Here is a 24,956-nt window from a genome sequence, read left to right as displayed (position 1 = left end):
ACTATATAACTAGAAAATTCTGCACTGCAAAGGCAGCGAAAGTGGGTGGAGTCGATGAAAGCAGCAAGCCGGTCATTTTGGATGGTCGTTCTGATCTGGATTGTCACAGTACCGACCGGCATTGCGTATCTCCTGACGTTCTACCCGCTGCCTGACGTCAACTGGACGTGGCTTGCCTTCACGGTTGCACTCGGCTTCCTGAGCATCTACTATCCGATGGTCTACAACGGCAAATCGATCGTCCTTTTCGTCTGGTTCACACTGCCGGTCTTCCTGCTGTACGGCCTGACAGCGGAAGTGCTCGTCACGCAGGTCATCGTCATCGCCGCCGTCCTTGCGAAAGCGCATACCGGAGACGTCATGTACAGGCTGTTCTACAACTCGCTCGCCTATTTCCTGCTGTCGTTCGTTTCGGCAGCTGCGTATGCGCTGACTGGCGCGCACATCGGCACGCTTGCATTCGGCGCACTCGTACTCGGCATCTTCGCCTACCAGATCACCTATTCGGTGCTCTATGATGCGGTGTTCGTCCTGTACAGCCGGCTGACCGGGCGCATGCGGAAAAACACATTCAAGGAGACGCTGTTCCATTACGTCCGCCTGATCATCATCGTCCCGCTGTCCATGTCTCTCTATTACATGCTCGCCCTCTACGGGTTTATCGGGTATTTCCTCGTCGGCATTCCATTTTTCTTCATCACACTCGTCTTGCGGCTGAACACGCAGCAGGAGGACTTGAATGACTACATCGAGTCTGCCGGGAAGATTGGCCGGCAGCTAACCGCAAAGACAAGCCGGAAGGGCATCACGGAAGAGTTCATGACCGAGACGGCAGCATTATTCGGCGCTTATTATGTTTATTTGTACGAATATTTTGAAGGTTGGCTTGAGCCGAGACAGTTCTATGTCCAAGGCGAAAAGTCACTGCCGCCTGAAGTCCGGCTCGGAAGCGGGCAGGGGATCGCCGGCCGCACGCTCACAGAAGGAACCGGTATCATCTTCTCGCGGCGTGAACAATGGAAGGACTTGGCGATGACGGCAGTTCCGGCAAATTTTGAAAGCCTGCTCTGCGTCCCGCTCACCCGTAATCACAAGCCGGCCGGCGCCGTCGTCATCGGGAGTGAGAAACGGGATGCATTCAGCAAATATCACTTGAATGTCCTGGACCTGCTCAGTTCTTACTATATCGTCGCCATGGAAAAAGCGATGTACATCGAGGAGGCCGAGAAAGAGAACAACCGGTGTGCGTTGACCGGGCTGTTCAACTACCGGTTCCTCGAGGGACAGCTGACAAAAGACATGGCTCTGCTGATGCATGGCAATTACACAGCGGTCTCTGTGGTCATGCTTGATATCGACCATTTCAAGAAGGTGAATGACACGTACGGCCACGAAAGCGGGAACCAAGTGCTGAAGCAGCTCGGCCGCATTCTGCAGGAGAACTGTCCGGAGAACGGAACAATCGCCCGATATGGCGGAGAGGAATTCGTCTATATACTTCCAGGTTTCGAAAAATCCGAAGCTGTCGGTTTTGCGGAAATGCTCCGGAAGAAGATTGGGGAGACCGGTATGGTCATCGGAGGCAGCCTCACAGGAAACGAAGAGAACCAAGTGATCGCCATCACATCGAGTTTCGGCGTCTCAAGTGCGCCGGAGGACACGGACGAAGCGATGGCACTTCTACGTAATGCTGACCGTGCCCTCTATATCGGTGCGAAACAGGCGGGACGCAACCGGGTCGGAAGCTATGTGAAGTAAGTGAAGATGAAACGGAGGGGATGGAATGGCGGAAATACGTTCCAAAAAGTGGGCGGCTTCTTTGCTGTGGGTGCTATTCGTACCAGCCGCGTTTTACGCAGTCTTTATGCGGTTCCCGTTCGCTGAGGCAAATGTATGGTTCCTCGCCGTTAACTTCGTCATGCTCATCATTACGATGAATATTTCGTTCACCCTCAAATCCATCAGCATTTCGATCGAACGATGGATCGTCTTCGTCATCTTTTTCCAGCACGGACTGTTCGCTGAAATGATTTTCATGCAGGCTGCGATCCTCATGATCCAGATTTTCAAAACATCGAGCCTTCCGCCGGTGTACCGGTTCACAACCAATTCTCTCATGTTCCTCGTCGTCTCTGTCTGCAGCGCAGTCGCGTTCTACGCGGTCGGCGGCCAGATCGGCGGGGAAATGTCACCCTGGGCGTTCACCGGGGCAGCTATCGTCTACGCACTGACCTATTCACTCGGCAATACGCTCGTGCTGTACATCATCCTTAAGCTCGAAAAAGCACCGACCGACGCGATGAAAACCGTTGGATTGTGGGATCTGACGATGACACTTGTCTACATCCCGCTCGCTATCGCCTACAGCCTCCTCGCTGATCAGCTCGAAACGTTCGCCGTCCTGCTGTTCGGGATGCCGTTTCTCCTGATTCTCTTTATCATCCGACGCTATGCGTTCTCGGGAGAATTCCACGACAAGTTGACTTCTGCCGTTGAAATCGGCCATGAACTGACGGAAAGCCTTCGGACAGACGAAGTAATCGAGATCTTCATTGAAAAGATCAAAGGCGTTGCGAACTATGATCAGCTGTACCTGCTTGACGTCCATCACGAAAAAGAACTTGCTCTGATGAAATGCTCGGAAGCCGGACTGATCGCAAGGGAAGCCCAATACTTTTCGTATGAGCCGGAAGCGTTTCTGCGCATGGAAATAAGCAAAACGGTCATCTGCGGCTCGCCGAAAGAGATGGCTTCACTCAGCTACTTCACATTCAGCCCGGCGGTCCAGAGCCTGATGATGACCCCGGTCATCCGTAACGGCAGGACGGAAGGATTCCTCTTGATGACTTCTTTCCGCCGCAATTTCTTCGAAGACTTGGATACGCGCATGGTCGAGTTGCTCGCGGGCTATTTCGAGACGTCCATCGTGAAAGCGTTCCACTATGAAAATACAATCGCTCAGAGTGAAAAATGCGGTCTGACGAAACTCCATAACTTCCGCTATTTGACGAAACAGCTGTCACGCGAGATGGAGCGTCTGCGGGCGGACGACGTACAGGTTCTGTCCGCAATCATCATGGACATCGACCATTTCAAGTCCATCAACGACACCTACGGCCATCAGAGCGGCAATGACATCTTGATCGCCTTCGCGGACATTTTGCGAAACTACGAGACGAACGACCGGACACTGGCCCGGTATGGCGGCGAGGAGTTCGTCCTCCTGCTGCCAGGACATTCAAAAGAAGAAGCCGTGGAGCTAGCCGAACGCATCCGGCAGCGGGTGGAAGAATCCGTCTTCCGTATCGTGCCCGATCTGTCCGCCGACCGCGGACCCGTCAGCATCCACCTCACCGTCAGCCTCGGCGTCTCCTCCATTCCGGAGGACACCGAATCCGAAACAAGCCTGCTCCGCAACGCCGACCGCGCCCTCTACATCGGCGGCAAACAAGCCGGCCGCAACCGCGTCGGTATCTACGAGAACGATAAAACTAAACCGATTGAAATATGAAGGGATGAGATTGCTGCGGCAGTCTCTTTTTTTGGATGGGGTGGTTTTGGGGAAGGGGGGCGCTCATAAAACGGAAAATGCTCATAAAAACGAAATATCGCTCATAAATCAGGAAAAACGCTCATAAAAATGGAAAAGTGATCATAAATCTCGGAAAACGTTCATAAAATTGTGTAAACGCTCATAAACGCGTGCGAAACCATGCCCACTAATAACCAGCGCCGCGCTAAAAAGCACTTGACCAATCAAAACAAGATAAAATGCCTGCGCTTCGCTTTTTGCTGTTAATACTATAACTAAACCGTTCAATTCTCCGCCCAGCATCGCAACAAATACACCAATCTTACACATACTCTCTATTGAACTCTCACCCATAGTCTTGTATGCTGAGAATAGGAAAAAGGACCGAAACGGGGTGAGCGTATGCATCAAAAACCAAACAGCAACCGGGAAGCAGGCCTCACGCTCGTCGAAATCCTCGTCTCCCTCGTCATTCTTGGTATCGTCTTCGTCGCCTTCATGACGATTTTCCCGCAGATGACTCTGTTCAACAGCCGAACCGAGACGAAACTGGAGACGATGAATGAGGCTCGGATTGTGCTGGAGGAGTATAGAAATAAAACTATCCAGAAGACTGTTCTCAGGACTGCAGCCTGTCCGAATAACTCTTGGACACAAGTTGCATATACAGGTAAACACCCGTTTGAAAGCAATCATACGCCGATTATCAAAGTGAAGAATTGTCCGGATGTGAAACCAGCGGATACCCAAGTCAAGGGTGTTGTCCAGCTACACCAAATACTTATTGAAATCCAAAAGAACAATCGCCTAATCAGCGAGTCATTTGGATACGTGGCGGTGGAATGATGAAAATTGGAAAGTTGAATCAAAGAGGCCTAACTCTTGTGGAGCTCCTTGCAGTCCTCGTTCTCATTTCATTAGTAACAGCTCTCATCTGGACAACAATCTCCATAAGTTTCAAACATACAGAAGTAGAAACGACAAAACTGCAACTTCAACAGGAAGCCAACTTGGTTATAACCAAACTGCAGGCAGCACATCGTAAGGGAGAATGCTACGATATTTCAATCTCCGATAATAATATTTCAGTTAAAGCGTGTGAGGGAACAGAAGTGTTACTGAGACATACAAGCGACCAATTTAGATATGGACCTTCTTTAGAAGAAAATATAGAGCCGAAAGAAGAAGATCTTAAACTACCTGACTTCACTATTGAGAGTATAAAAGATCATAAGAAATTGAAAGTACCGACTATCATTTCAAGATATAAAAATGAAGGCTGAGGAGATGTCAATTGAGAAAGCTAAGAAATGAAAATGGATACACCTTATTACTCGTTCTGTTTCTTATTGTTTTCATCACTGTCATTACTGCTGTCTTCATCAACGGTTCCATTAGTAACGCCAATCAGGAGCAGCGCGTGGACGAGAACCAGCTCGCCGTCACAGCTGCTGAGGCAGGAGTGGATTTCTACAAAACTTATTTTTCGAACTTATATTTTCAAAGCGTCCCTGTTTTAGAAAAAAAGGCGAACCAATTAATTAATGATCAGTTAAGGGAAATTCAAAGACCAGGCAGTACTCAAAAATCAGTTGACTTTAAATCTGTTCAAAGAGACATCAATAACATGCTTTACAACATTTTAAATGAAGAAGTTAAGGAAATTAATCGTTCACCAGTTAAAATACAAATTAGTAACTCATACACGTTTGAACCTGAAAAATTTACTATAGAGGAAATCAATGAAGGCAGTGCTGTTATAATCAATTCATCGATAAGCGGAGTATTTAATAACAATGTGCCGCGAAAAAAATTATCATATTTACAAGAATTCATTACCATCTCCTTTGACCTTGCACCAGGAAACGATAACGGACCTGGATCAATAATAGGTAATGTTGATTTTACAAAATTATATCCAAATACAAGTGTGGGAAATCATTGTTCCGCGTCTTCAATTCAGGACAAAACATGTTATTACAACAAAAATGATAACGTTAGTTCTATTCAAGCCTCTCACGTATATTTCCCAAGTGGTTATGCCAAAGCGAATAATGGAAACATCGATTTGCAAAGGAACACTCTCTATTCGAACATGGATTTCATAGCTAGAAATATGAATGACGTACAAGATACAAAGGTTTATATTAATGGGAACTTTGAAGCTGAAAACATGAATAAATTGATGGGTTCTGAGTACAAAGTTAACGGAAGTTTTAAAGCGAAAAATATGAATGACCTTCAACACACCAAGATGTACATTAATGGTTCATATAGAGCTGGGAACATGAATGATATAGAACATTCATTCATTTACACGAAGGGTCCTTTTACAGCTGATATGATTAATAGTGCACAATATTCAACTCTAAATATTGACGGCGTTTTGACTTTGAACAAACACTTGGAATTGCAAGCTTCAACTTTTGCGGTAAACGGAAATGCAAATATTGGCGGCAAGCTAAACTTGAAGAAAAATAGTAATATCCCTAGCCGTTTCTGTATAGCTGGAGACCTTACGGTTGACGGAGATATTACAATAGACAGTTACAGCAGAATTTATTTGTCCGGAAAAGTAAAAACTAAACATTCAAATGACTATACGTCAAATAAAATAGAAAAGTTTTCAAAGCCATCTGATGCATTAAAAAATTGTGGGGTAGGCAGCCAAGAAGATGTACCTAACGAAACTATTTGGCCAACTCCCCAAATCGATGTTGAATATAAATAATGTACGCTTCAGAAAACCGAAGGAGAGATCCAAATGACACCTTACCTATTTTTACTACTACTGACTCTCCTCGTCGCCGGGGTCGTCTTCTGGTTCGTCCGCACCGACCGACTCCCGACAATCACCCTATGGATCGTCCTGCTTGGGGCGTCCACAGCGTTTCTCGCGATGCTGGTGGCGCAGACGATGTCGGTATGGTATGCGCTTTTGGTGATAATAGGTTTATCACTAGCGACAGCTGTACTGCTGGCGAAGCGGCAGGCGGAGCAATAAATGAGAGAATGGGAATGGAGGCTTGCGGAACGTGGGCAATCGGACAATTGGTAAGTATTTCATAAGTATATTGGGCGTGTCGCTGCTGCTGTTTGGCGTGGCGTCTGCCGGTTCGTTTGCTGCGGACCAATGGCTGTTCGGCAAGCGCTTCGGCGATCATACATACGCGGGGCCGTTCGATCTGTCGAACCAGACGAGCCGGGAAGCTGAGATCAAGCTGACGTCCGACCTGCTCGGCATGCAGGATAATCTGCAGGCCGATCTGGTCTATCAGGATACGGAGATTCCACTGCCTGCGGATCTTGTTGAGTACAATCCATCCGCGACGGTCGATCAGGCGGAAACGGAAGCGGAAAATCCACTCCTCGCAACTGTAAGCGAAGACGGTCTGCGGGCATTGTTGAAGCAGGAACTGCCAATGTTGACGCTCAGTGACGGGGAGATCACCGCTTTGGCGCAGGGAATCAGCGACAAGCTTGCCTCGGGCATCATGCCGCAGTCTGTCCACCTTGCGGACTACTTAGAGTCGAGCCAGCCGACTTCGGCGATTGCATCCGCAGAACTCGCTGTCGATGGATTCTCAGTTCCCATGATGGACATTGTTGAAGCGCTCGATGGCCACGTGCTGGAACCGAAACAGCCATTTTCTCTCCTGGCATTCACCGAGGAGACGGAGCCTGGTCTTGTCGCGGATGATGAGCTGACATTGGTCGCTTCTGCGCTATACGAAGCAGCACTTAAAACGAATTTTTGGGTGGAAGACCGGTCAATCCGGACGGAATTGCTGGACGGGGTGAAACCTGGGTTCGAAGCAGCTGTCAACCGGCAGCTCGGCCTCGATCTCAAAGTGACCAATCCGAACGATACTTCCTATATGATCCGCTCCAAGTGGAGTGACGGCGCTCTGCACGTTTCGATTGTAGGCCTGCCGCTCCGCTTTGCGTATGAACCTTACGTGGCGGAGACGAATACGTTCAAGCCGAAGACGACCATCCAATATAACCGTGATTTTGCGGTAGGCAGGGTGGACGAGCTGGAGAAGGGCAAGGACGGCTTGGAAGTGATCGTGCAGCGGAAAGTCGTGGAAGACGGGGAAGTGCTGAACATCGAAGCAGTTTCCGAGGACTTCTATGCGCCGGTAGCCCGTGTGGAAGAGCATGCGCTGGCCCGCCCGGAACAGGAAACTGGAACTGGTGACGGCTCTGCCGGTTCAGACGGTACAGGGACAGACGGACAGCCTTCGACTGACGGAACGGCTAATGATGGCACAGGTTCGACTAGTGATGGCTCGACCAACGGAAACACGGACGGCGGCAATTCATCCGGCGGAAATGAATCCCAAAATGGAAATACATCGAACAAACCGCCTTCAGGAGGCACTGGCTCAGGTAACGGGGGCAACAACGCATCAGGCAGCAAGCCGCCGTCAGGCAATCCGGATGACGCTGTCGGCAATTTGAATGGCAAGCCGTCGACAAAACCGGAAAGCGACGGACATATTTACGACAAAGGCGGCAATCTCATCAAGTAATCTGCAGTTTGGAGGAGAACAGTCATGGCAACACCTCGTAAACGGCTCGGCGATCTGCTCGTCGAGTCAGGATTGATCACATCCAGTCAGCTCGACACGGCGCTGGCCGAGAAACCTCGCGATCAGCGGCTCGGCGATGCGCTGCTCGCACGCGGCTATATTACGGAACAGCAGCTGATCGAAGTGCTCGAGTTCCAGCTCGGCATCCCGCACATCAACCTGTTCCGCTACCCGTTCGACCCGAAGCTGTTCAATATCGTGCCAAAGGAGTTCGCGAAACGCAATCTCCTCGTTCCTTTGAAGACGGACGGCGACCGGCTGTTCGTCGCGATGAGCGACCCGATGGATTACTTGACGATTGAGGATCTGCGACTGTCGACCGGTTTCCATATCGAAACGGCAATCGCGTCGAAGGACGATATTCTGCGGACAATCTCAAAGTATTATGAAGATGAATCATTCGAGGACATTTTCATCGACCAGCCGGAGGAGAAGGCTCAACAGCAGCAGGAAGAGCTGACCGATCTCGATTCACCGGTCGTGCGGCTCGTCAACCAGCTCATGGTGTCGGCTGTCACACAGAAGGCGAGCGACATCCACCTCGATCCGCAGGAGAATGAACTGCTCATCCGCTTCCGGCTGGACGGCATGTTGAAGACGGAGCGTGTTTTGCCGAAGCATATGCAGGGAATGCTGACAGCACGCATCAAGATTCTCGCAAACTTGGATATTACGGAGCAGAGGCTTCCTCAAGACGGGCGAATCAAGACGACGATCGACTTCCGTCCGATCGACTTACGGGTCTCGACGCTTCCGACCATTTTCGGGGAGAAGATTGTCATGCGTATCCTCGACTTGAGCAGCTCACTCAGCGACTTGAAGAAGCTCGGGTTCAGTCCGCTGAACCTCGACCGCTTCCTGGAGGAGATCGGCCGGCCGAACGGCATCGTGCTCATCTCCGGGCCGACGGGGTCCGGTAAATCCTCGACGCTGTACGCCGCACTCAACCGGCTCAACAATGAAGAAGTGAACATCATCACCGTGGAAGACCCGGTCGAGTACCAGCTCTCCGGCGTCAACCAGATCCAAGTGAACCAGAACGTCGGGCTCACGTTTGCAACCGGACTCCGCTCGATCCTTCGGCAGGATCCGGACATCGTCATGGTCGGGGAGATCCGCGACCGGGACACGGTCGAGATCGCGATCCGGGCGTCGTTGACGGGCCATCTTGTTCTCAGCACAATCCATACGAACGACTCGGTCGCGTCGATCACACGGCTGCTCGATATGGGCGTGGAACCGTTCCTTGTGACGGCTTCGCTGAACGCAATTGTCGCCCAGCGGCTCATCCGGAAAGTGTGCCGCGACTGCGGCCGCAAGATGCCGGCCTCTACGCGGGAACAGGAGATCTTTGCAAAACGCGGCATGTCGATCGACGAAGTGAACCGGGGGCCGGGCTGCGCTGCGTGTAACATGACGGGCTACCGGGGACGGGTCGCGATCCATGAGGTGCTCATCATCGATGACGCGATGCGGGACTTGATCAACAGCCACTCGACACCTGCAAAGATGCGCGAAGCGGCGGTCAATAGCGGCACCGTCTTCCTCATCGATGACGGGCTCGACAAAGTGAAACAGGGCTTGACGACGACGGAAGAAGTGCTCCGCGTCGCACTGCCGGAGTAGGGGGGGAGTCATGATGAAAGAACAGATCGATAACGTGCTGAGGAAAGCGGTGGAGCTGAACGCGTCGGACGTCCATCTGACGATCGATTCGCCGCCCGTCTTCCGTATCAACGGGGACTTGAAACGGTACGGCACGGAGCCGATCGACGAACAGTTCACAATGGCGGCGGCCGAAGCGACCGTGCCGGAGAAACTGTTCGCCGAGTTCCGGGAGCGCGGTCAGATCGATTATTCCTATGAAGTCCCTGGAGCTGCACGCTTCCGGGTCAACGCATTCCAGCAGCGCGGCGTGACGTCGCTTGCATTCCGGACGATTCCGACTGACATCCCTTCCATTGAGTCGCTCCAGATGCCGGGCATCTTGAAGACGCTTGCGGAGACAAAACAAGGTCTCATCCTCGTGACAGGCCCGACCGGCTCCGGTAAGTCGACGACACTCGCTTCGATGATCGATTATCTGAATGAAACCTCGAGAAAGCACATTTTGACGCTCGAGGACCCGATCGAGTACATGCATCATCATAAGGCGAGCATCATCGATCAGCGTGAAGTCGGATTCGATGCCGATACGTTCGCGGACGGACTGCGCGCGGCGTTGCGGCAAGATCCAGACGTCATCCTCGTCGGAGAGATGCGCGATCTCGAGACGATTTCGACGGCGATCACCGCTGCCGAAACCGGCCACCTCGTTCTCGCGACGCTCCACACATGGAGTGCCGCGTCGACGATCGACCGGATCATCGACGTCTTCCCGCACGGCCAACAGGCGCAGATCCGCGTCCAGCTCGCTGGTGTGCTGACAGCCGTCCTGTCGCAGCGGCTCCTGCCGACTTCCGATCAGCAAGGGCGACGGGCAGCGACCGAGCTGATGATCAACAACGCAGCCGTCGCGAACCTGATCCGTTCAGAGAAGGTCCACCAAATCCCGAACGTCATCCAGACGAACCGGGCAATGGGCATGCATATGATGAACGCGTCCGTGAAAGAGCTTCTCGACAATGGACTGATCTCCTATGATACTGCCGAGCCGTTCCTTACGGAGGAATCGTAACCGTGGCGCGCTTCAAGTACGACGGACGCGACGCGCGGTCTGTCCGCACAGGCGTCATCGTTGCCGACAATAAACGGGAAGCTGCCTTGAAACTGAAGCGGGAAGGTATACGGGTGAAGAACCTGACGGAACAGGCCGAAACGACGCTGACGAAAGACATCCAGCTCGGCAAACCGGTCAAACGCCAGCATTTCATCATGTTCCTGCGCCAGTTTTCGACTTTGCTGCGGGCAGGTGTCACGATCGTCGAATCGATCCGTATCCTCTCCCTCCAGGTCGACGGCAAACAGTTCAAGAAAATTCTTACCGAGGTGAATGAAGACCTGCGGACTGGCGGCGCGCTGTCGGACTCGTTCGCGAAGCACCCGAAAGCGTTCGAACCGCTCGTCATCAACATGATCCGGGCGGGGGAGCTTTCCGGGACGCTCGACGAATCACTCGACCGGCTGGCTGTCCATTACGAGAAAGCGTACAAAACACGTCAGAAAGTCATGTCCGCGCTGTCATACCCGGTCGTCGTCGGCATCGTCGCAATAGGGGTCGTCATCTTCCTGCTGACATTCGTCGTGCCGATGTTCGTCGACCTGTTCGACAGCGTCGGCGGCGAACTGCCATTGCTGACCCGCTTCGTCATGTCGGCTAGTGATTTTGCGCTGACGTATTGGTATGTACTTGTCATGCTGTTCGCAGCAATCGCTGTCGGCTTCTATCTGCTTCGGACAAACCCGCGGGGCAAGCTGCTGCTAGATACGATCCTGTTGCGGATTCCGGTTTTCGGTGATATCGCGAAAAAATCGGTGCTCGCCATGCTGACCCGAACGCTCAGCTCCCTGTTTTCGAGCTCCGTGCCAATCCTGCAGTCGCTGTCCATGACAGAACGCGTCGTCAGCAACGAAGTCGTGAAGAACGTGCTCGCCCGATCGCGCGAATCATTGGAGCGCGGCGGTTCGCTCACCGAGCCGATGGAAGGCCACTGGGCATTCCCGCCGCTCATTCCGCACATGATCGCGATCGGGGAACAGACCGGATCACTTGACGCCATGCTAGCGAAAGTCGCCGATTTCTATGAAAGTGAGGTAGACGCCTCGACAGAGCGGCTGAAAGCGCTAATCGAACCGATCATGATCGTCTTGCTTGCAGGTCTAGTCGGGACTATAGTACTCGCAATCTTGCTGCCGATGTTCGATCTATTTAATCAGATCGATAATTTATAGGATAAAAGTTTCCGCTAAGAGAGAAAAAACCTAGATTACTAGAGAAATTGGTGTACTTCTCTGGAACTTTTGATATACTGACAGTAAGAACAAAAGCAAGTACACTAAGGAGGAGAACACATTGAAGAAATTTCTTCAGAAGAAACTCAAGAACGAAAAGGGCCTGACGCTCGTCGAATTGCTCGCAGTTATTGTCATTTTGGGTATCATCGCAGCGATTGCTGTACCGGCGATTGGGAATATTATTGATAATAGTCGGGTTAAAGCTATTAAAGCAGATGCCCAAACGATACTATCAGCTTCTAACTTATACTTCGCTGAGAACTCAGATGAAGCTGGACCTATTACACTTAAAAAATTAAGTGATGATGGTTATATTAAAGATGCAGGTTCATTTAAGATTGATGAAAACACTACTGTGAAAAAAGTTAGTGGTGGTAACCAGATAACTGGAACAGGTGCTAATGGTAAGAAACAAGTGACGTTCAAAGATGCAACTAGTAAAGATATCAGTAAAAAAACTGAAGATGGAACGACAGTTAAGTCAAGCGATATTTAATACTTTATAATAAGAAAAAAATTCTTTAAACTTCTCAACAAGGAGCCAACCCATGCAAATCCCATTCATCTCCCGCCCGAAACGGCCGGTCTCGATTACAATTGAAGAAGACGCCGTCCGCTACGTGAAACTGAAGGCGGGGGATGACCTGGCTGTCGAGGAAGCGGTCGAAGTGCCGCTTGCGCCGAATGTGGTGCATGACGGGCGGGTCGTGGATCCGGCGGGGCTGGTGTCCGTGCTTGACGGGCTTGCGAAGGAGTGGGGCATTGCGAAACGCAGTGTCCAGTTCCTTGCGCCCGATACATATGTGATGATCCGGAAAGTGCCGTATCCGGAAGACGTGATGGAAGATGAACTGAAAGGGCACTTTTTCATAGAAATCGGGTCGTCGATCTATTTGCCGTTCGATGATCCGGTTTTTGACGTGGTGCCGTATTTGCCGAATACCGAGTCGAATGAAGCAATCCTAATCGCTTCGAAGGAAAGTGTGCTGACGGGGTACGAGCAGGCACTTGAAGCGGCGAAGTTCGATCCGCTCGTTGCGGACATTGCGCCGCTCGCGCTGTACCGGCTCGCGCACGAGAAACATCGCTTCACCGGGGATGAGCATGTATTGCTGGCGGACTTGACGGCGGGCAAGCTCGTCGTTTCGATCTTTCACGAGCACTACCCTTTGTTCATGCGCCCGGTCGATTTGGAGAGCGCGGCGGATATCAGCCTGACGGAAACGGATCTGCCGGCTTCGTCGTCTTTGCTGTCTCCGCGGGCAATCGTGCAGGAGCTGGAGAAACTCGTCAATTTCTATCGATATAACTTGTGGAACGGCGGTGCGACGATCACTCATCTGCTCATCAATGGGCCGTATGCTTCGATGGATGAACTGCTGGCGCTCGTCGGGGAACGGCTGAATGTTACGGCGAGTCCGCTGCTGCCGGAGCCGCTGCCATTTACAACCGGCGGCTCGGTACCGGCATCGTTCAACCGGACGATCGGACTTGCGCTGAAAGAGGTGCCTCATGCTAGTCGACATTAACCTATTGCCGGAAAAAGAGAGGGAGCGCTCGAATCTCCTGTATGCCGCGCTTGTCATCATTGGCGCGGCTCTTCTTTTCTGGCTCGTTTTCTATCTGCTTACCCGCAGTATGACGGCGGATACCGAGCGTCTCGACGGACAGCTGACAAAGCTGCAAGAGCAGCAGACTGAACTGAGTGAGCGGCTGAACCGTTCCGATAACGCCCAGGCGGTCGACCGGCTGGCAGCGAGTGTGCAGTGGGCGGAGGATTTCCGCTATGCGACGGCTCCTCTGCTGGAAGACCTGACCGCACAGCTGCCGCGCCGCGGATTCTTCCGGTCTTTCGCATTCGCAGCGCCTCACCAGGCGACTGTCGAAATCCAGTTCGACCAGAAGGCCGAAGCCGCCTATTATCTGACCCGTATCCTCGCGTCAGAGTCCGTCGAGACAGCTTCCATCGAGTCGATCGCAACGGAAGAGATCGAAGAAACAGAGGAGACGGCAACCGGCAGCAAAACGACCGTGCGCCGCTTGCTGCCGCGCTATATCGCGACGTACACGATCTTCTTCACCGATCCGCGTGCGACGCTTGACGGGACAGCCCCGGCCGTCCCGGAAGACGCTGAGACTCCGGTGGATGATGCGGCGACTGATCCTGCTGCTGAAGAGCCGGCTTCGGAAGAACCAGCAGCGGACGGTACGGTCCCTGAGACTTCACCTGACACTTCAGAAGAGGAGGGATCCGATGCGCAGCCTGACTAAACGCCAAAAAGATCTCACACTCCTCGTCTTGTCGATCATCTTCTTCGCAGTGATCGCAGCATACAGCTGGTATCGGATGTACGCTCCTGCTAAAGAAGACAATGCACGGGTCGTGTCATCGCTCGCCGACCAGCGCGAAGTTCTGTTCGAACTCCAGCGCCAGCTCGCGGCAAAACCGGAAGACGTGTCGTCCAGTTCTCGGCCTCTCCAGCAAAAAGTCCCGGTCATTCCTCTTGAGGAACTGCTCGTCGTCCAGCTTGAGAAAGCGGAAGTGAAATCGGGCGCTGCGATCCGCGACGTCCAGTTCACGAAAGACGATGCCGGCCTGGAAATGACGGACCCGGCCGCAACTCCTGATGAAACAACTGACGGAACAGCAATCGACGCGGCAGCAGAATCGCCGGAAGCGGCATTGCGCCGCGTCACAATCGATGTCGAATTGTCTGCCGAATCGTACAAATCAATCGACCGGTTCATCCGCGAAGTGGAACAGATGGGACGGATCTTCATCGTCCAGACGATCGAACTGACACCGCCGGATGAGCTGCTTGAACAGACAGAGGAAGCGGCGCCGCTCGAATTGACCGTGTCATTCCAGGCGTTCTACCGTCCGGATCTGACGGGACTGCTGCCGGATGTGCCGAAACTCGACGCACCCGATCCTGCCGGCAAGGAAGACCCGACTGCGCGTGCGGGTGAGGAGGATAGCGAATGACGGCCGTCTGGGCTGTGCTGTTCTTCATCTACGGGACGGTGTTCGGCTCATTCTACAACGTCGTTGGCCTCCGAGTGCCGAAAAAGGAATCGATCGTGTCGCCGCCGTCCCATTGCACGGTGTGCGACCGCCGGCTGACGCTGCCTGATCTCGTTCCCGTACTGTCTTACGTCGTGCTTCGCGGCAAATGCCGTGGCTGCGGGACGAAGATCAGCCCGATCTATCCATTCATGGAGTTCATCACCGGCGGGCTGTTCGCGCTGGCGTATGTGCAGTTCGGCTTCACCGTCGAACTCGCTGTTGCCCTCGTGTTCCTCTCGATGCTCGTCATCATCACCGTGTCGGACATCGCCTACATGCTCATTCCGGATAAAATCCTGCTGCCGGCGGCCATCCTGCTTGCGCTGCTGCGGATCTTCAGTCCGCTCACTCCGTGGTGGGACAGCGTGCTCGGGGCGGCCGCCGGTTTTGGCATCCTGCTGCTCGTCGCGATTGTATCGAAAGGCGGCATGGGCGGCGGGGACATCAAGCTGTTCTTCGTCATCGGTCTCGTGCTCGGCGTTCAATTGACGCTGCTGACACTGTTCCTCGCGGCGCTGATCGGCTCGATTGCCGGGATTATCCATTTAAGGAGGACCGGGCAGGGGCGCAAGACACCGGTGCCGTTCGGTCCGTCGATCGCCGCGGCTGCCGTCATCTGCTATTTTGCAGGGGATGCACTTGTCGGATGGTATCTGACACTGTTTACTTAAGTCGAACAATTCTTCCGAACAAGACGACAGGAGTCTTGTTCTTTTTTGCGTTCTCCCTGCTACGATGAAGATATGGGGGGATGGACATGAACTTTAAAAAGAGATATTCCAAACTGACGATCATGCTGGCGCTCGGACAAGGGGTGCTGCTCGGCATCATTGCCGTCGCTGTCGTCGGCTTCATTTTGATGAAAACCGAGAAACCGGATGCTGCAGCGACGGCGGATCCGGAAGTTCCGGCGAGCGGTCCGGCGGCGAGCGAGAACGGTGCATCGGGAGAAGGCGGGAAAACTGCTGAAGAAAAGCCGGCGCTCGGCGCTGCCGTCACGATGTACGCCCGTCAGCACGGGGTTTTTTCATCCAAGGAATCGGCGGCTTCCTTCGTGACGGAAGAACAGGTGCCTGCCGCAGCGGTCGTCAAAGCTGACAGCCAGTTCTATGTCTGGAGCGCGCTTGGGCTCACTGAACAGGATGCGGACCCGGCGGGCGCGGAAGGGTCATTCCGGAAAACAGTATCTGTAACGCCGCTCGCTTGTACGAACGGGGAAGGGCAGCTTGTGCAGGCAGTGATGCAGGCGAAGAAAATTTCCGAAATCCAGGATTTGATCAACCAGCGGAAACAGTCCGCGGACCGCGGTAAGAAAGATCCGTTCGTCGAGCAGATGACCGCCATCACTGCGTTCACGGACAATATGAGTGTCATCCGCATGCATGTCATCGCCCATTACGCGGAGACGGGTGACTGTGTCAAACTCCAATTTTGACGTCAGAAACAGTGCCAAATCGGCATTATCCGTTTTCCGTGACAATTTTCTTTGCCTGATAAGTGTCGTAAGATGGGGCAAAGGAGGCGTTACCTGATGTTATTTGTGACAAACGAAACAATTATACTTGCATCCACTTCGCCGCGGAGGAAGGAATTGCTTGGCAGACTCGGTGTTCCCTTCACTGTCATCCCGAGCGGAGCTGATGAGCCGCCGATCGAAAAGTCGGAAAGTCCGGAAACTTATGCGGGGCGGCTGTCGTCCCTTAAGGCGTCCGCACTGGCTGCAGACCACCCGGGATCCGTCATCATCGGTGCCGATACAGTGGTCGCGCTTGACGGAAAGGTGTTCCCGAAGCCGGAATCCGCTGCGGAAGCGGCGCGGTTCCTGACAGAGTTGTCGGGACAGACTCACAGTGTCATAACAGGTGTGACAATCCTTAAGGACGATTCAGCGCTCCAATTCACGACAGCAACCGACGTGACGTTCCGGGAGCTTGACGCCGCACTCATCGAAGCTTACGCCGCAACAGGAGATCCGCTCGATAAGGCGGGCGGCTACGGCATCCAGACGGCGGGCGGCCTGCTCGTCCAGGAAATCAGCGGCGACTATGATAACGTCGTAGGCCTGCCGATTGCGGAACTTGCTCAAGTACTGCGCGGTCAAAACATCATCCGGCTGCACGGGGAGGCGCTCCCATGACGGCAGACTACAAAGATACGCTCATGATCCGTGATATCCACTTCGCCGACCGGCCGCGCGAGCGCATGACGCGCCAGGGGGCTGCGAGCCTCTCCAACCAGGAACTCGTCGCAATCCTGCTGCGGACAGGTTCCCGGACCGAATCGGTGCTCGTCCTCGCGAACAAGCTGCTGTCCGAATTCGACAAAATACAGGACTTGCGCGACGTCTCGATCGAGGAACTGACGGCCGTCAAAGGGATCGGTGACGCGAAAGCGGTGCAGATCATGGCCGCCGCCGAACTCGGCAAACGGATCTACTCCGTCGCCCAGGACGGCCGATACGTCATCAAGTCGCCGGAGGACGCGGCTGCGTACTTGATGACCGATCTGTCGAAGCTGAACCAGGAGCATTTCGTCGTGCTGTTTTTGAATGTCAAAAACGAAGTGCTGCACAAGCAGACAATCTTCATCGGCAGCCTGAATTCGTCGATCGTTCACCCGCGGGAAATTTTCCGCGAAGCGGTGAAGCGCTCGGCGGCGTCGCTCGTCGTCGCGCACAACCATCCGTCCGGCAACGCCACCCCGTCGCCAGAGGACATTGAAGTGACGAAACGGCTGACGGAGGCGGGGGAGCTGATGGGCATCGACCTGCTGGATCATATCATCATTGGCGATCAGCGCTATATCTCACTTAAAGAGAAAGGGTACATGTGACACTGTGAATTTGTTCGCCTTTCCGTTATACTATGGTGTATGCTTTTATCAAGACTCATAAAACGGTACAGCAGAAAGGAAGAACGGATTTGTTTGGACTAGGAGCGAGAGATGTCGGGATTGACCTCGGCACCGCCAATACGTTGGTATTCATCAAAGGAAAAGGCATTGTCCTGCGGGAACCTTCCGTAGTTGCGAAAAATACGATGACAAATGAAATCGTCGCAGTCGGAAGCGCTGCGAAAAATATGATCGGCCGGACGCCGGGCTCCATCGTCGCGACCCGTCCGATGAAAGACGGCGTCATTGCCGATTTCGACATTACGACAGCAATGATCGAGCATTACATGAAAGAAGCGACGAAAGCATCGGGCGGCGCATGGAAGAAGCCGAACGTCATGATCTGCGTGCCATACGGCATCACGTCCGTCGAGCAGCGTGCAGTCATCGATGCAGCACGCCAGGCAGGCGCGAAAGACGCGTATACGATCGAGGAGCCGTTCGCAGCTGCAATCGGTGCAAACCTGCCAGTCTGGGAACCTACCGGCAGCATGGTCGTCGATATCGGCGGCGGTACGACTGAAGTTGCAGTCATCTCACTCGGCGGCATCGTTACGAGCGAGTCGATCCGTGTCGGAGGGGATACAATGGATTTGGCGATCATCAGCTACATCCGCAAGACGTATAACCTGACGATCGGTGAACGCACGGCGGAAGCCATCAAGATTGAGATCGGATCGGCAAGCGCTGTCGAAACGGCTGAGAAGATGGAGATCCGCGGACGCGACCTGCTGACAGGCCTGCCGAAGACGCTCGAAATCTCGCAGGATGAAATCGTCGAAGCTCTACGCGAATCGCTCTTGCAGATCGTGGACGGCGTCAAGAAGACACTTGAGACGACACCGCCGGAACTGTCCGCGGATGTCATGGAACGCGGAATCGTTCTGACAGGCGGGGGCGCACTGCTGCGCAACCTCGACAAGGTCATCTCTGACGAAACCAATATGCCGGTGTTCATCGCCGAGGATCCGCTTGACTGTGTCGCAATCGGGACAGGCAAAGCCCTCGATAACTTCGACGTGATCAAAAAAATGCAAGCGAAATAATTGAGGGAGGATATCGGCAATGCCGCGATTTTTTTCGAACAAACGATTAATTTTACTGCTCGTGGGTGTCATCGTCCTGGTGGCATTGATAGCTTTCTCTCTGAAAGACCGGCAGAGCGCCAACCTCCCCGAAAAAATGGTGAAAGATGTGGTCGGTTTTGGACAGTCCCTGTTTTCAAAACCGGCGCATGCCATCACCGGCTTTTTCGATGATATCGATGGAATCCTGAATACATATGAAGAAAACCGGACACTGAAGGCCCGTCTGACCGAGTACGCCTCGAACGAAGTGAAACTCGCGGATATGAAAGAGGAGAACGAACGTCTTCGTAAGATTGTCGACAAACAGGAAGACCTGCGTGCCTACGATCCTGTCCAGGCGACCGTCATCTCGCGGAACCCGGACCAGTGGGAAGAGAAAATCATCATCGATAAAGGCGAAAGTCAAGGCGTGAAGCGGAACATGGCCGTCATCACGGCGAACGGTCTCATCGGCAAAGTCGTCCTCGTGACGAAGACGACAGCTACGGTCGAGCTGCTGTCGACGGAGAACCAGAACTTCCGGGTATCCGCGATGATCCCCGGCAAAAAAGATATTTTCGGTCTGATGGAAGGGTTTGACCCGGAACGCGGCGAACTGATCATGAAACGGATCGATTCGAGCCTGGACGTGAAAGTCGGCCAGAAGGTGATGTCATCCGGACTCGGCGGGATTTTCCCGAAAGGTCTGCTGATCGGTGAAGTGACGGAAGTGTCGACGGATGATTATGGTCTGACGAAGCTTGCCTATGTACGGCCGGCAGCCGAATTCTCGATGCTCGATCATGTCATGGTGGCAAAACGGCAGTCAGAGACCGCACAAGGGACCGATTCGGAGAATGCGTCTGCAGCAGAGGGGGAGGAAGGCTCATGACCCGTTTCCTTATCCCTCTGATTGCGGTCGTTTTGTTTTTTCTGGAACCGGTGTTCAGCCTGTTCTCGCCGATTGAACTGGGCGGGATGCGGTATACGCTCGTCCCGCGTTTCCTGATCGTCTATTTCGTGTTTCTTGCGTCCTATTACGGCCGGCGGAACACAATAATTTACGGTTTGGTCTTCGGCCTCTTGTATGATATGTACCACATTGATATTATTGGGATATATACGTTTCTCTATCCGCTCATTTGTTTCTTGGCGGCCTTCATCATCCGGCATGTCCATCGCTCCATCTTTTCCGTGATGGGCCTGTCGCTCGTCATGATCATTTTTCTTGAGGTGATGTCGTATCTGTTCGCCAGTCTCATTGCGCTGACGTCAATCGGCTTCGATGCCTTTTTGACAACACGGCTCGTGCCGACCGTAATTGCAAACTCGGTCTTCATCCTGCTGTTCGGCTGGCTGTTCCATAACTGGCTGTACAAACGAGTCATAGAGAAGCAGATCGGTATGTAATTTACGCGATAGGGGCGGGTGAGGCTTGTGCCAAAACAACAACCGAAACACCAATTGGTAACTATAAAAGGGACAAAGGACGGACTGGTCCTTCGGCTGGACGATCAGTGTGCGTACGCCGACCTGCTCGAGGAACTTGGCCGCAAGACGCAGGATCCCGGGCTCGAGGGTGCGGTCGAAGTGAAGATCCACACCGGCCACCGCTACTGCAGTGACGCGGCGATGAAGGAGATCATCCAGACGGTGCAGTCTGCCGGACAGCTGCGAGTTTCAAAGATTCAAAGTGACGTCATCACGGTGGAAGAGTGCAACCAGCGCATCCGTGAACAGCAGTCCGAGACGTATATCGGCATCGTCCGTTCCGGTCAGGAAGTACGGGCGAAAGGCGATCTCGTCGTCATCGGGGACGTCAACCCGAACGGCTATGTCTCCGCGGCGGGGAGCATCTACATACTCGGCCGTCTGAAAGGGAAGGCACATGCCGGCAACACCGGCAACCGGGAAGCGGTGATCGCCGCTTCCTGGCTCGAAGCGACCCATCTCATCATCGCGGACCAGATGGAGACGATGACCGATGAACTTGCTATTTTGTCGGAGCAGCCGGAAATGGAATGCGCCTATTTGCATTCGAACGGTTTCATCGCAATCGACCGTCTGCAGGACTTGAGACTGCTGCGTCCGAATTTGTCAACATTCAAAGGGGGGAGCTAATGTGGGAGAAGCAATTGTCATAACATCCGGAAAGGGCGGCGTCGGGAAAACGACGTCGTCAGCGAACCTCGGCACTGCATTGGCCCTTCAAGGGAAGAAAGTGTGCCTGGTCGATACTGATATCGGTCTGCGGAACCTCGACGTCATCCTCGGTCTCGAGAACCGGATCATCTACGATCTGGTCGACGTCATCGAAGGCCGCTGCCGCATCCAGCAGGCGCTCGTCAAGGACAAGCGATTCGAAGACCGCCTGTTCCTGCTGCCGGCTGCACAGACGACCGACAAAAACGCCGTCACACCGGAGCAGATGAAAGACCTGATCACCGAACTGAAGCGGGACTATGATTATATACTGATCGACTGCCCCGCAGGCATTGAGCAGGGCTACAAAAATGCGGTTGCGGGTGCAGACCGGGCGATCGTCGTCACGACTCCGGAAATATCCGCGGTGCGCGACGCCGACCGGATCATCGGCCTGCTCGAACAGGAAGATATCGAGCCGCCGAAACTGATCATCAACCGGATCCGCCGCTCGCTCATGAATTCCGACGATACACTGGACGTTAACGACATTACGTCGCACTTGTCGATTGACCTGCTCGGCATCGTGCTGGACGATGAGAACGTTATCGCTTCCTCGAACAAAGGCGAGCCTGTCGTCATGGACCCGAATAACCCGGCGGCGCTCGGCTACCGCAACATCGCCCGCAGGATCCTCGGAGAATCCGTACCGCTCATGTCGATCGACACGGGCAAGCCCGGTTTCTTCGGCAAGCTGAAATCATTGTTCAAGAAATAATCATCCGATCCTCTGTGCCTTCCCGGTGCAGAGGTTTTTTGTGCGTCCGAAGCCTGTGTGATCCCGACTATTCCGCAAGCCCCCCTCATATACTGGCAGAAAGGAGGGGTGCGCGTGAAAGCAAGGAAACGATGGCTGGCGGCTCTGCTGTTCACCGGAGCGGTGCTCGGGACTGCACAGCTTGAGAAGACCGGCCGCATCGACAAGCCTGTGACCCAATATCTGTCGACAGGGCAGGATTTCGTCGCGATGAAGAAATGGGCGGCATCGCTGATCGATAAGGAAAAGGGCGGCATGATCCAAGTGAGCGGAGAGGTGAAGGCGGTCGATCCGTTCGCGGCGTATGAATCGATGCAGCCGTACAAATCGGGCGTCATCCTGTCGTATGCGGAGCCGCTGCCGATCGCAGCGCGCGGAGACGGGCTCATCGTCTTCACAGGGTTCACGAGACAGTCGGGGAAGACGCTGACCGTCCAGTACGATAACGGTGATGAAGTGACATACGGGTTCGTCGGGTCCTTCGCGAAACTGCCGTATACAACCGTGGCGCAGGGGGACACGCTCGGCATGATGGAGGAAAGCACGATGTACCTTAAGGTGAAGCGCGACGGTCTGGTGCTCGATCCGACGCTGCTCCCTGCATTCTTTGCGGAAGTGACGAATTGAAGTTCAGGCTTCATCCGGTCCTGCTTCCGCTTTTTGTCTTTCTCGCCGTCATGGACGGGCTCGCAGCGTATGCGACCGTGTTCGTGTCGCTGTTGGTCCACGAAGCGGGGCATATACTTGCTGCGCTGTTTTTCGGTATGCGGATCCGCTCGGTGACGATCTATCCTTACGGGGGGGAGCTGATCATCCCGCGGAAGGAAGAGCATCCGAAACCGGCGCAGTTCCTGCTCGCGCTCGGCGGACCGGCAGCGACGGCGCTGCTTCTTGCGGCGGCTTGGACGGTACCGTTCCCGGGAGCGGAAGATGTGATAAGGGTGCAGCTCGTGATCCTGCTCGTCAACCTGCTGCCCGTCCTGCCGCTCGACGGCGGACAGGCGCTGCTCGTGCTGCTGGAGAGCGAATCGAGCCGGCATGCCGATCATACGGCGTTCGTGCTTTTTTCCATTGCGTTTTTGCTGACGGGCTGCGGACTGCTCCTGACAGGGCTGCCGGAGACCATGCTGCTGCTGGCGCTGGCTGTTTTTTTATGCCTTCAGAACATAAGCGCGTTCCGCTACAGACGGTACCGCCGGGTCTATGACCGTTTAAAAAGAAAAATCTTGACGTGATGCGGATAGTCATGATATCATTCTACTGTTATGTTTGTAGCGCACCTGTGCTGCAACCGCTCTGAACCGGGTACAAGCATCTACGGATCACCCGTTAAGGCGAGTCTAAGACTATTGAGGAGGTGCAAGTATGTACGCAATTATTGAAACCGGCGGAAAGCAAGTGAAAGTGGAGCAGGGTCAGGAGATCTTCATCGAGAAATTGGTGGGCGACGCTGATGAAACTATCACATTCGACAAAGTTCTTTTTGTAGGCGGAGATGACGTGAAAGTCGGCGCTCCATTCGTGGAAGGCGCAACTGTATCAGCGAAAATCGTGAAACAGGGCAAAGGCAAGAAAATCACAGTCTTCAAATACAAGCCAAAGAAAAACTACAGCCGCAAACAAGGTCATCGTCAGCCATACACGAAGGTTGTCATCGAAGGCATCAACCTGTAAGCCGCGATGATCCAGCTGACAATCGAGAAGCAGTCGTCGGGCCGTATCGTCTCCTTTGAGATGAGCGGACATGCCGATTATGCCGAGCATGGGAAAGACTTGGTGTGCGCAGCGGCTTCCGCTGTGTCGTTCGGTGCAGTCAATGCACTGATCACACTGACAGGCATCACCCCGGTCATCGAGCAAGGTGCCGAGGGCGGATACTTGAAAGTCGTGCTGCCGGAAACGGGAGACGACCATGACCAGCAGGTGATCGTGCGTGCGATGATTGTCTCCATGCAGACGATTGAACAAGATTACGGGCAATTCATAAAAATATCCTATACCAAGTAGGAGGTGGAACACATGTTACGTTTAGATCTTCAGTTTTTCGCATCGAAAAAAGGGGTAGGTTCTACAAAGAACGGTCGTGACTCCGAATCGAAACGTCTTGGCGCTAAGCGTGCCGACGGACAATTCGTTTCAGGCGGTTCAATCCTTTATCGTCAGCGCGGAACGAAAATTCACCCAGGTGAAAACGTCGGCCGCGGAGGCGATGATACTCTTTTCGCTAAAGTTGACGGCGTCGTACGCTTCGAGCGTTTCGGCCGCGACAAGAAAAAAGTAAGTGTGTACCCTGCAGTGCAGGAAGCATAATAATTGAATCCCGAAAGGACTGCACGCAACGCTGTGTGCAGTCCTTTTTTTGTTTTCCGGATGGAGGTTTTCTAGTGCCCGGAGCGAGGCTGCAAAGGGCAAATTGTGCGTTAAGGGACGTCTCTACTGCCCGGAGCGAGATAAAACAGGCTTCTTCGGTCAGTAAGAGCCGTCTCTACTGCCCACAGCGAAGCAAAACAGGCCACCCCGGTCAGTAAGAGCCGTCTCTACTGCCCGGAGCGAAGCAAAACAGGCCACCCCGGTCAGTAAGAGCCGTCTCTACTGCCCGGAGCGAGATAAAACAGGCTTCTTCGGTCAGTAAGAGCCGTCTCTACTGCCCGGAGCGAAGCAAAACAGGCCACCCCGGTCAGTAAGAGCCGTCTCTACTGCCCGAAGCGAGGCAAAACAGGCTTCTTCGGTCAATAAGAGCCGTCTCTACTGCCCGCACCGAAGCAAAACCAGCTCCCTCGGGCAATAAGCACCATCCCCACCGACCTCCAAGCCTGCATATCTGCCCGTTAAACCGTTTGACGCAGGCGTACTGGATAGTGCTATACTGGAAGGAACGAAACGGCAGGCG

Annotated in this window: 29 protein-coding genes and 1 other annotated feature; of the genes, 28 read left to right on the top strand and 1 reads right to left on the bottom strand. The window is 53.6% G+C overall.

Annotated elements, in window-relative coordinates; translation table 11 throughout:
* Nucleotides 1-54 precede the first annotated feature (54 nt).
* Entirely contained in the window at nucleotides 55-1,758 is a 1,704-nt protein-coding gene (locus NFU03_RS06520) for a sensor domain-containing diguanylate cyclase (RefSeq protein ID WP_251637180.1), read from the top strand.
* 25 nt (nucleotides 1,759-1,783) lie between these two features.
* Complete coding sequence (locus tag NFU03_RS06515; protein ID WP_251637178.1) at nucleotides 1,784-3,511, top strand: GGDEF domain-containing protein; 1,728 nt, start codon at nucleotides 1,784-1,786, stop codon at nucleotides 3,509-3,511.
* A gap of 141 nt (nucleotides 3,512-3,652) precedes the next feature.
* Here NFU03_RS06515 and NFU03_RS06510 read toward each other — a convergent pair whose 3' ends face one another.
* Nucleotides 3,653-3,886, bottom strand: coding sequence for a hypothetical protein (locus tag NFU03_RS06510; RefSeq protein ID WP_251637176.1), 234 nt, complete (start codon nucleotides 3,884-3,886; stop codon nucleotides 3,653-3,655).
* Nucleotides 3,887-3,934: 48 nt separating this feature from the next.
* Here NFU03_RS06510 and NFU03_RS06505 point away from each other — a divergent pair, with 48 nt between their 5' ends.
* The 26 genes from NFU03_RS06505 (at nucleotide 3,935) to rpmA (ending at nucleotide 24,376) form a co-directional block, all read left to right on the top strand.
* A complete protein-coding gene (locus NFU03_RS06505) occupies nucleotides 3,935-4,378 on the top strand; it encodes a PulJ/GspJ family protein (protein WP_251637175.1) in 444 nt (147 codons plus the stop codon).
* Nucleotides 4,378-4,815 (top strand): prepilin-type N-terminal cleavage/methylation domain-containing protein, encoded by a 438-nt coding sequence (locus NFU03_RS06500; RefSeq protein ID WP_251637172.1) that lies wholly within the window; start codon nucleotides 4,378-4,380, stop codon nucleotides 4,813-4,815. The genes NFU03_RS06505 and NFU03_RS06500 overlap by 1 nt, the downstream gene beginning before the upstream one ends.
* A gap of 11 nt (nucleotides 4,816-4,826) precedes the next feature.
* Entirely contained in the window at nucleotides 4,827-6,263 is a 1,437-nt protein-coding gene (locus NFU03_RS06495; protein ID WP_251637170.1) for a hypothetical protein, read from the top strand.
* Between the two features lie 33 nt (nucleotides 6,264-6,296).
* Nucleotides 6,297-6,536: a hypothetical protein gene (locus NFU03_RS06490; protein ID WP_251637168.1), complete on the top strand. Its 240-nt coding sequence runs from the start codon at nucleotides 6,297-6,299 to the stop codon at nucleotides 6,534-6,536.
* Between the two features lie 31 nt (nucleotides 6,537-6,567).
* Nucleotides 6,568-8,067 carry a VanW family protein gene (locus tag NFU03_RS06485; RefSeq protein WP_251637166.1) on the top strand — a complete coding sequence of 500 codons (1,500 nt, stop codon included), beginning with the start codon at nucleotides 6,568-6,570 and terminating at the stop codon, nucleotides 8,065-8,067.
* A 24-nt stretch (nucleotides 8,068-8,091) separates the two neighbouring features.
* Complete coding sequence (locus NFU03_RS06480) at nucleotides 8,092-9,753, top strand: GspE/PulE family protein (protein ID WP_251637164.1); 1,662 nt, start codon at nucleotides 8,092-8,094, stop codon at nucleotides 9,751-9,753.
* Between the two features lie 13 nt (nucleotides 9,754-9,766).
* Nucleotides 9,767-10,804 carry a type IV pilus twitching motility protein PilT gene (locus NFU03_RS06475; protein WP_251637460.1) on the top strand — a complete coding sequence of 346 codons (1,038 nt, stop codon included), beginning with the start codon at nucleotides 9,767-9,769 and terminating at the stop codon, nucleotides 10,802-10,804.
* A 2-nt stretch (nucleotides 10,805-10,806) separates the two neighbouring features.
* Complete coding sequence (locus NFU03_RS06470; RefSeq protein WP_251637161.1) at nucleotides 10,807-12,018, top strand: type II secretion system F family protein; 1,212 nt, start codon at nucleotides 10,807-10,809, stop codon at nucleotides 12,016-12,018.
* A 121-nt stretch (nucleotides 12,019-12,139) separates the two neighbouring features.
* Entirely contained in the window at nucleotides 12,140-12,577 is a 438-nt protein-coding gene (locus NFU03_RS06465; protein WP_251637158.1) for a prepilin-type N-terminal cleavage/methylation domain-containing protein, read from the top strand.
* A gap of 52 nt (nucleotides 12,578-12,629) precedes the next feature.
* On the top strand, nucleotides 12,630-13,610 hold the full coding sequence (gene pilM, locus NFU03_RS06460) for a type IV pilus biogenesis protein PilM (RefSeq protein ID WP_251637157.1): 981 nt from the start codon (nucleotides 12,630-12,632) through the stop codon (nucleotides 13,608-13,610).
* Complete coding sequence (locus NFU03_RS06455) at nucleotides 13,594-14,352, top strand: PilN domain-containing protein (protein ID WP_251637156.1); 759 nt, start codon at nucleotides 13,594-13,596, stop codon at nucleotides 14,350-14,352. Before pilM ends, NFU03_RS06455 begins: the two co-directional genes overlap by 17 nt.
* On the top strand, nucleotides 14,336-15,067 hold the full coding sequence (locus NFU03_RS06450) for a hypothetical protein (RefSeq protein ID WP_251637155.1): 732 nt from the start codon (nucleotides 14,336-14,338) through the stop codon (nucleotides 15,065-15,067). Before NFU03_RS06455 ends, NFU03_RS06450 begins: the two co-directional genes overlap by 17 nt.
* A complete protein-coding gene (locus NFU03_RS06445) occupies nucleotides 15,064-15,819 on the top strand; it encodes a prepilin peptidase (protein WP_251637154.1) in 756 nt (251 codons plus the stop codon). The genes NFU03_RS06450 and NFU03_RS06445 overlap by 4 nt, the downstream gene beginning before the upstream one ends.
* 86 nt (nucleotides 15,820-15,905) lie before the next feature.
* A complete protein-coding gene (locus tag NFU03_RS06440; RefSeq protein ID WP_251637153.1) occupies nucleotides 15,906-16,583 on the top strand; it encodes a hypothetical protein in 678 nt (225 codons plus the stop codon).
* A gap of 96 nt (nucleotides 16,584-16,679) precedes the next feature.
* Entirely contained in the window at nucleotides 16,680-17,285 is a 606-nt protein-coding gene (locus NFU03_RS06435) for a Maf family protein (RefSeq protein ID WP_251637152.1), read from the top strand.
* Nucleotides 17,282-17,980 (top strand): RadC family protein, encoded by a 699-nt coding sequence (gene radC, locus NFU03_RS06430; RefSeq protein ID WP_251637151.1) that lies wholly within the window; start codon nucleotides 17,282-17,284, stop codon nucleotides 17,978-17,980. Before NFU03_RS06435 ends, radC begins: the two co-directional genes overlap by 4 nt.
* Nucleotides 17,981-18,069: 89 nt before the next feature.
* A complete protein-coding gene (locus NFU03_RS06425; RefSeq protein ID WP_251637149.1) occupies nucleotides 18,070-19,086 on the top strand; it encodes a rod shape-determining protein in 1,017 nt (338 codons plus the stop codon).
* Nucleotides 19,087-19,105: 19 nt separating this feature from the next.
* Entirely contained in the window at nucleotides 19,106-19,999 is an 894-nt protein-coding gene (mreC, locus tag NFU03_RS06420; protein ID WP_251637147.1) for a rod shape-determining protein MreC, read from the top strand.
* Complete coding sequence (gene mreD / locus NFU03_RS06415; RefSeq protein ID WP_251637145.1) at nucleotides 19,996-20,517, top strand: rod shape-determining protein MreD; 522 nt, start codon at nucleotides 19,996-19,998, stop codon at nucleotides 20,515-20,517. The genes mreC and mreD overlap by 4 nt, the downstream gene beginning before the upstream one ends.
* A 27-nt stretch (nucleotides 20,518-20,544) precedes the next feature.
* The gene (locus NFU03_RS06410; RefSeq protein ID WP_251637142.1) at nucleotides 20,545-21,228 is read left to right on the top strand and encodes a septum site-determining protein MinC; all 684 of its coding nucleotides are present in this window, start codon (nucleotides 20,545-20,547) and stop codon (nucleotides 21,226-21,228) included.
* A 1-nt stretch (nucleotide 21,229) separates the two neighbouring features.
* Nucleotides 21,230-22,027: a septum site-determining protein MinD gene (gene minD, locus NFU03_RS06405; RefSeq protein WP_251637140.1), complete on the top strand. Its 798-nt coding sequence runs from the start codon at nucleotides 21,230-21,232 to the stop codon at nucleotides 22,025-22,027.
* Between the two features lie 114 nt (nucleotides 22,028-22,141).
* Nucleotides 22,142-22,693 carry a peptidoglycan DD-metalloendopeptidase family protein gene (locus tag NFU03_RS06400; protein WP_251637138.1) on the top strand — a complete coding sequence of 184 codons (552 nt, stop codon included), beginning with the start codon at nucleotides 22,142-22,144 and terminating at the stop codon, nucleotides 22,691-22,693.
* Complete coding sequence (locus tag NFU03_RS06395; RefSeq protein ID WP_251637136.1) at nucleotides 22,690-23,301, top strand: site-2 protease family protein; 612 nt, start codon at nucleotides 22,690-22,692, stop codon at nucleotides 23,299-23,301. Before NFU03_RS06400 ends, NFU03_RS06395 begins: the two co-directional genes overlap by 4 nt.
* Before the next feature lie 44 nt (nucleotides 23,302-23,345).
* Nucleotides 23,346-23,418, top strand: a sequence feature (ribosomal protein L21 leader region).
* Nucleotides 23,419-23,431: 13 nt separating this feature from the next.
* On the top strand, nucleotides 23,432-23,740 hold the full coding sequence (rplU, locus tag NFU03_RS06390) for a 50S ribosomal protein L21 (RefSeq protein WP_251637134.1): 309 nt from the start codon (nucleotides 23,432-23,434) through the stop codon (nucleotides 23,738-23,740).
* Nucleotides 23,741-23,746: 6 nt separating this feature from the next.
* Nucleotides 23,747-24,073: a ribosomal-processing cysteine protease Prp gene (locus NFU03_RS06385; RefSeq protein ID WP_251637132.1), complete on the top strand. Its 327-nt coding sequence runs from the start codon at nucleotides 23,747-23,749 to the stop codon at nucleotides 24,071-24,073.
* A gap of 12 nt (nucleotides 24,074-24,085) precedes the next feature.
* Nucleotides 24,086-24,376 (top strand): 50S ribosomal protein L27, encoded by a 291-nt coding sequence (gene rpmA, locus NFU03_RS06380; RefSeq protein WP_025783524.1) that lies wholly within the window; start codon nucleotides 24,086-24,088, stop codon nucleotides 24,374-24,376.
* Nucleotides 24,377-24,956: the final 580 nt, after the last annotated feature.

It is taken from the genome of Sporosarcina sp. NCCP-2716, assembly GCF_023707985.1.
GTDB lineage: Bacteria > Bacillota > Bacilli > Bacillales_A > Planococcaceae > Sporosarcina.
This window is presented reverse-complemented; position numbering and strand designations above follow the sequence as displayed.

Excerpts from the sequence above, each read along its gene's own strand:
- NFU03_RS06515 (WP_251637178.1), top strand. The coding sequence starts at position 1,784 with ATGGCGGAAATACGTTCCAAAAAGTGGGCGGCTTCTTTGCTGTGGGTG.
- pilM (WP_251637157.1), top strand. The coding sequence starts at position 12,630 with ATGCAAATCCCATTCATCTCCCGCCCGAAACGGCCGGTCTCGATTACA.
- NFU03_RS06440 (WP_251637153.1), top strand. The coding sequence starts at position 15,906 with ATGAACTTTAAAAAGAGATATTCCAAACTGACGATCATGCTGGCGCTC.
- NFU03_RS06475 (WP_251637460.1), top strand. The coding sequence starts at position 9,767 with ATGAAAGAACAGATCGATAACGTGCTGAGGAAAGCGGTGGAGCTGAAC.
- rpmA (WP_025783524.1), top strand. The coding sequence starts at position 24,086 with ATGTTACGTTTAGATCTTCAGTTTTTCGCATCGAAAAAAGGGGTAGGT.
- NFU03_RS06445 (WP_251637154.1), top strand. The coding sequence starts at position 15,064 with ATGACGGCCGTCTGGGCTGTGCTGTTCTTCATCTACGGGACGGTGTTC.
- NFU03_RS06520 (WP_251637180.1), top strand. The coding sequence starts at position 55 with ATGAAAGCAGCAAGCCGGTCATTTTGGATGGTCGTTCTGATCTGGATT.
- NFU03_RS06505 (WP_251637175.1), top strand. The coding sequence starts at position 3,935 with ATGCATCAAAAACCAAACAGCAACCGGGAAGCAGGCCTCACGCTCGTC.
- rplU (WP_251637134.1), top strand. The coding sequence starts at position 23,432 with ATGTACGCAATTATTGAAACCGGCGGAAAGCAAGTGAAAGTGGAGCAG.
- NFU03_RS06435 (WP_251637152.1), top strand. The coding sequence starts at position 16,680 with ATGTTATTTGTGACAAACGAAACAATTATACTTGCATCCACTTCGCCG.
- NFU03_RS06480 (WP_251637164.1), top strand. The coding sequence starts at position 8,092 with ATGGCAACACCTCGTAAACGGCTCGGCGATCTGCTCGTCGAGTCAGGA.
- NFU03_RS06500 (WP_251637172.1), top strand. The coding sequence starts at position 4,378 with ATGAAAATTGGAAAGTTGAATCAAAGAGGCCTAACTCTTGTGGAGCTC.
- NFU03_RS06450 (WP_251637155.1), top strand. The coding sequence starts at position 14,336 with ATGCGCAGCCTGACTAAACGCCAAAAAGATCTCACACTCCTCGTCTTG.
- NFU03_RS06455 (WP_251637156.1), top strand. The coding sequence starts at position 13,594 with ATGCTAGTCGACATTAACCTATTGCCGGAAAAAGAGAGGGAGCGCTCG.
- NFU03_RS06490 (WP_251637168.1), top strand. The coding sequence starts at position 6,297 with ATGACACCTTACCTATTTTTACTACTACTGACTCTCCTCGTCGCCGGG.
- mreD (WP_251637145.1), top strand. The coding sequence starts at position 19,996 with ATGACCCGTTTCCTTATCCCTCTGATTGCGGTCGTTTTGTTTTTTCTG.
- radC (WP_251637151.1), top strand. The coding sequence starts at position 17,282 with ATGACGGCAGACTACAAAGATACGCTCATGATCCGTGATATCCACTTC.
- NFU03_RS06510 (WP_251637176.1), bottom strand. The coding sequence starts at position 3,886 with ATGGGTGAGAGTTCAATAGAGAGTATGTGTAAGATTGGTGTATTTGTT.
- NFU03_RS06385 (WP_251637132.1), top strand. The coding sequence starts at position 23,747 with ATGATCCAGCTGACAATCGAGAAGCAGTCGTCGGGCCGTATCGTCTCC.
- mreC (WP_251637147.1), top strand. The coding sequence starts at position 19,106 with ATGCCGCGATTTTTTTCGAACAAACGATTAATTTTACTGCTCGTGGGT.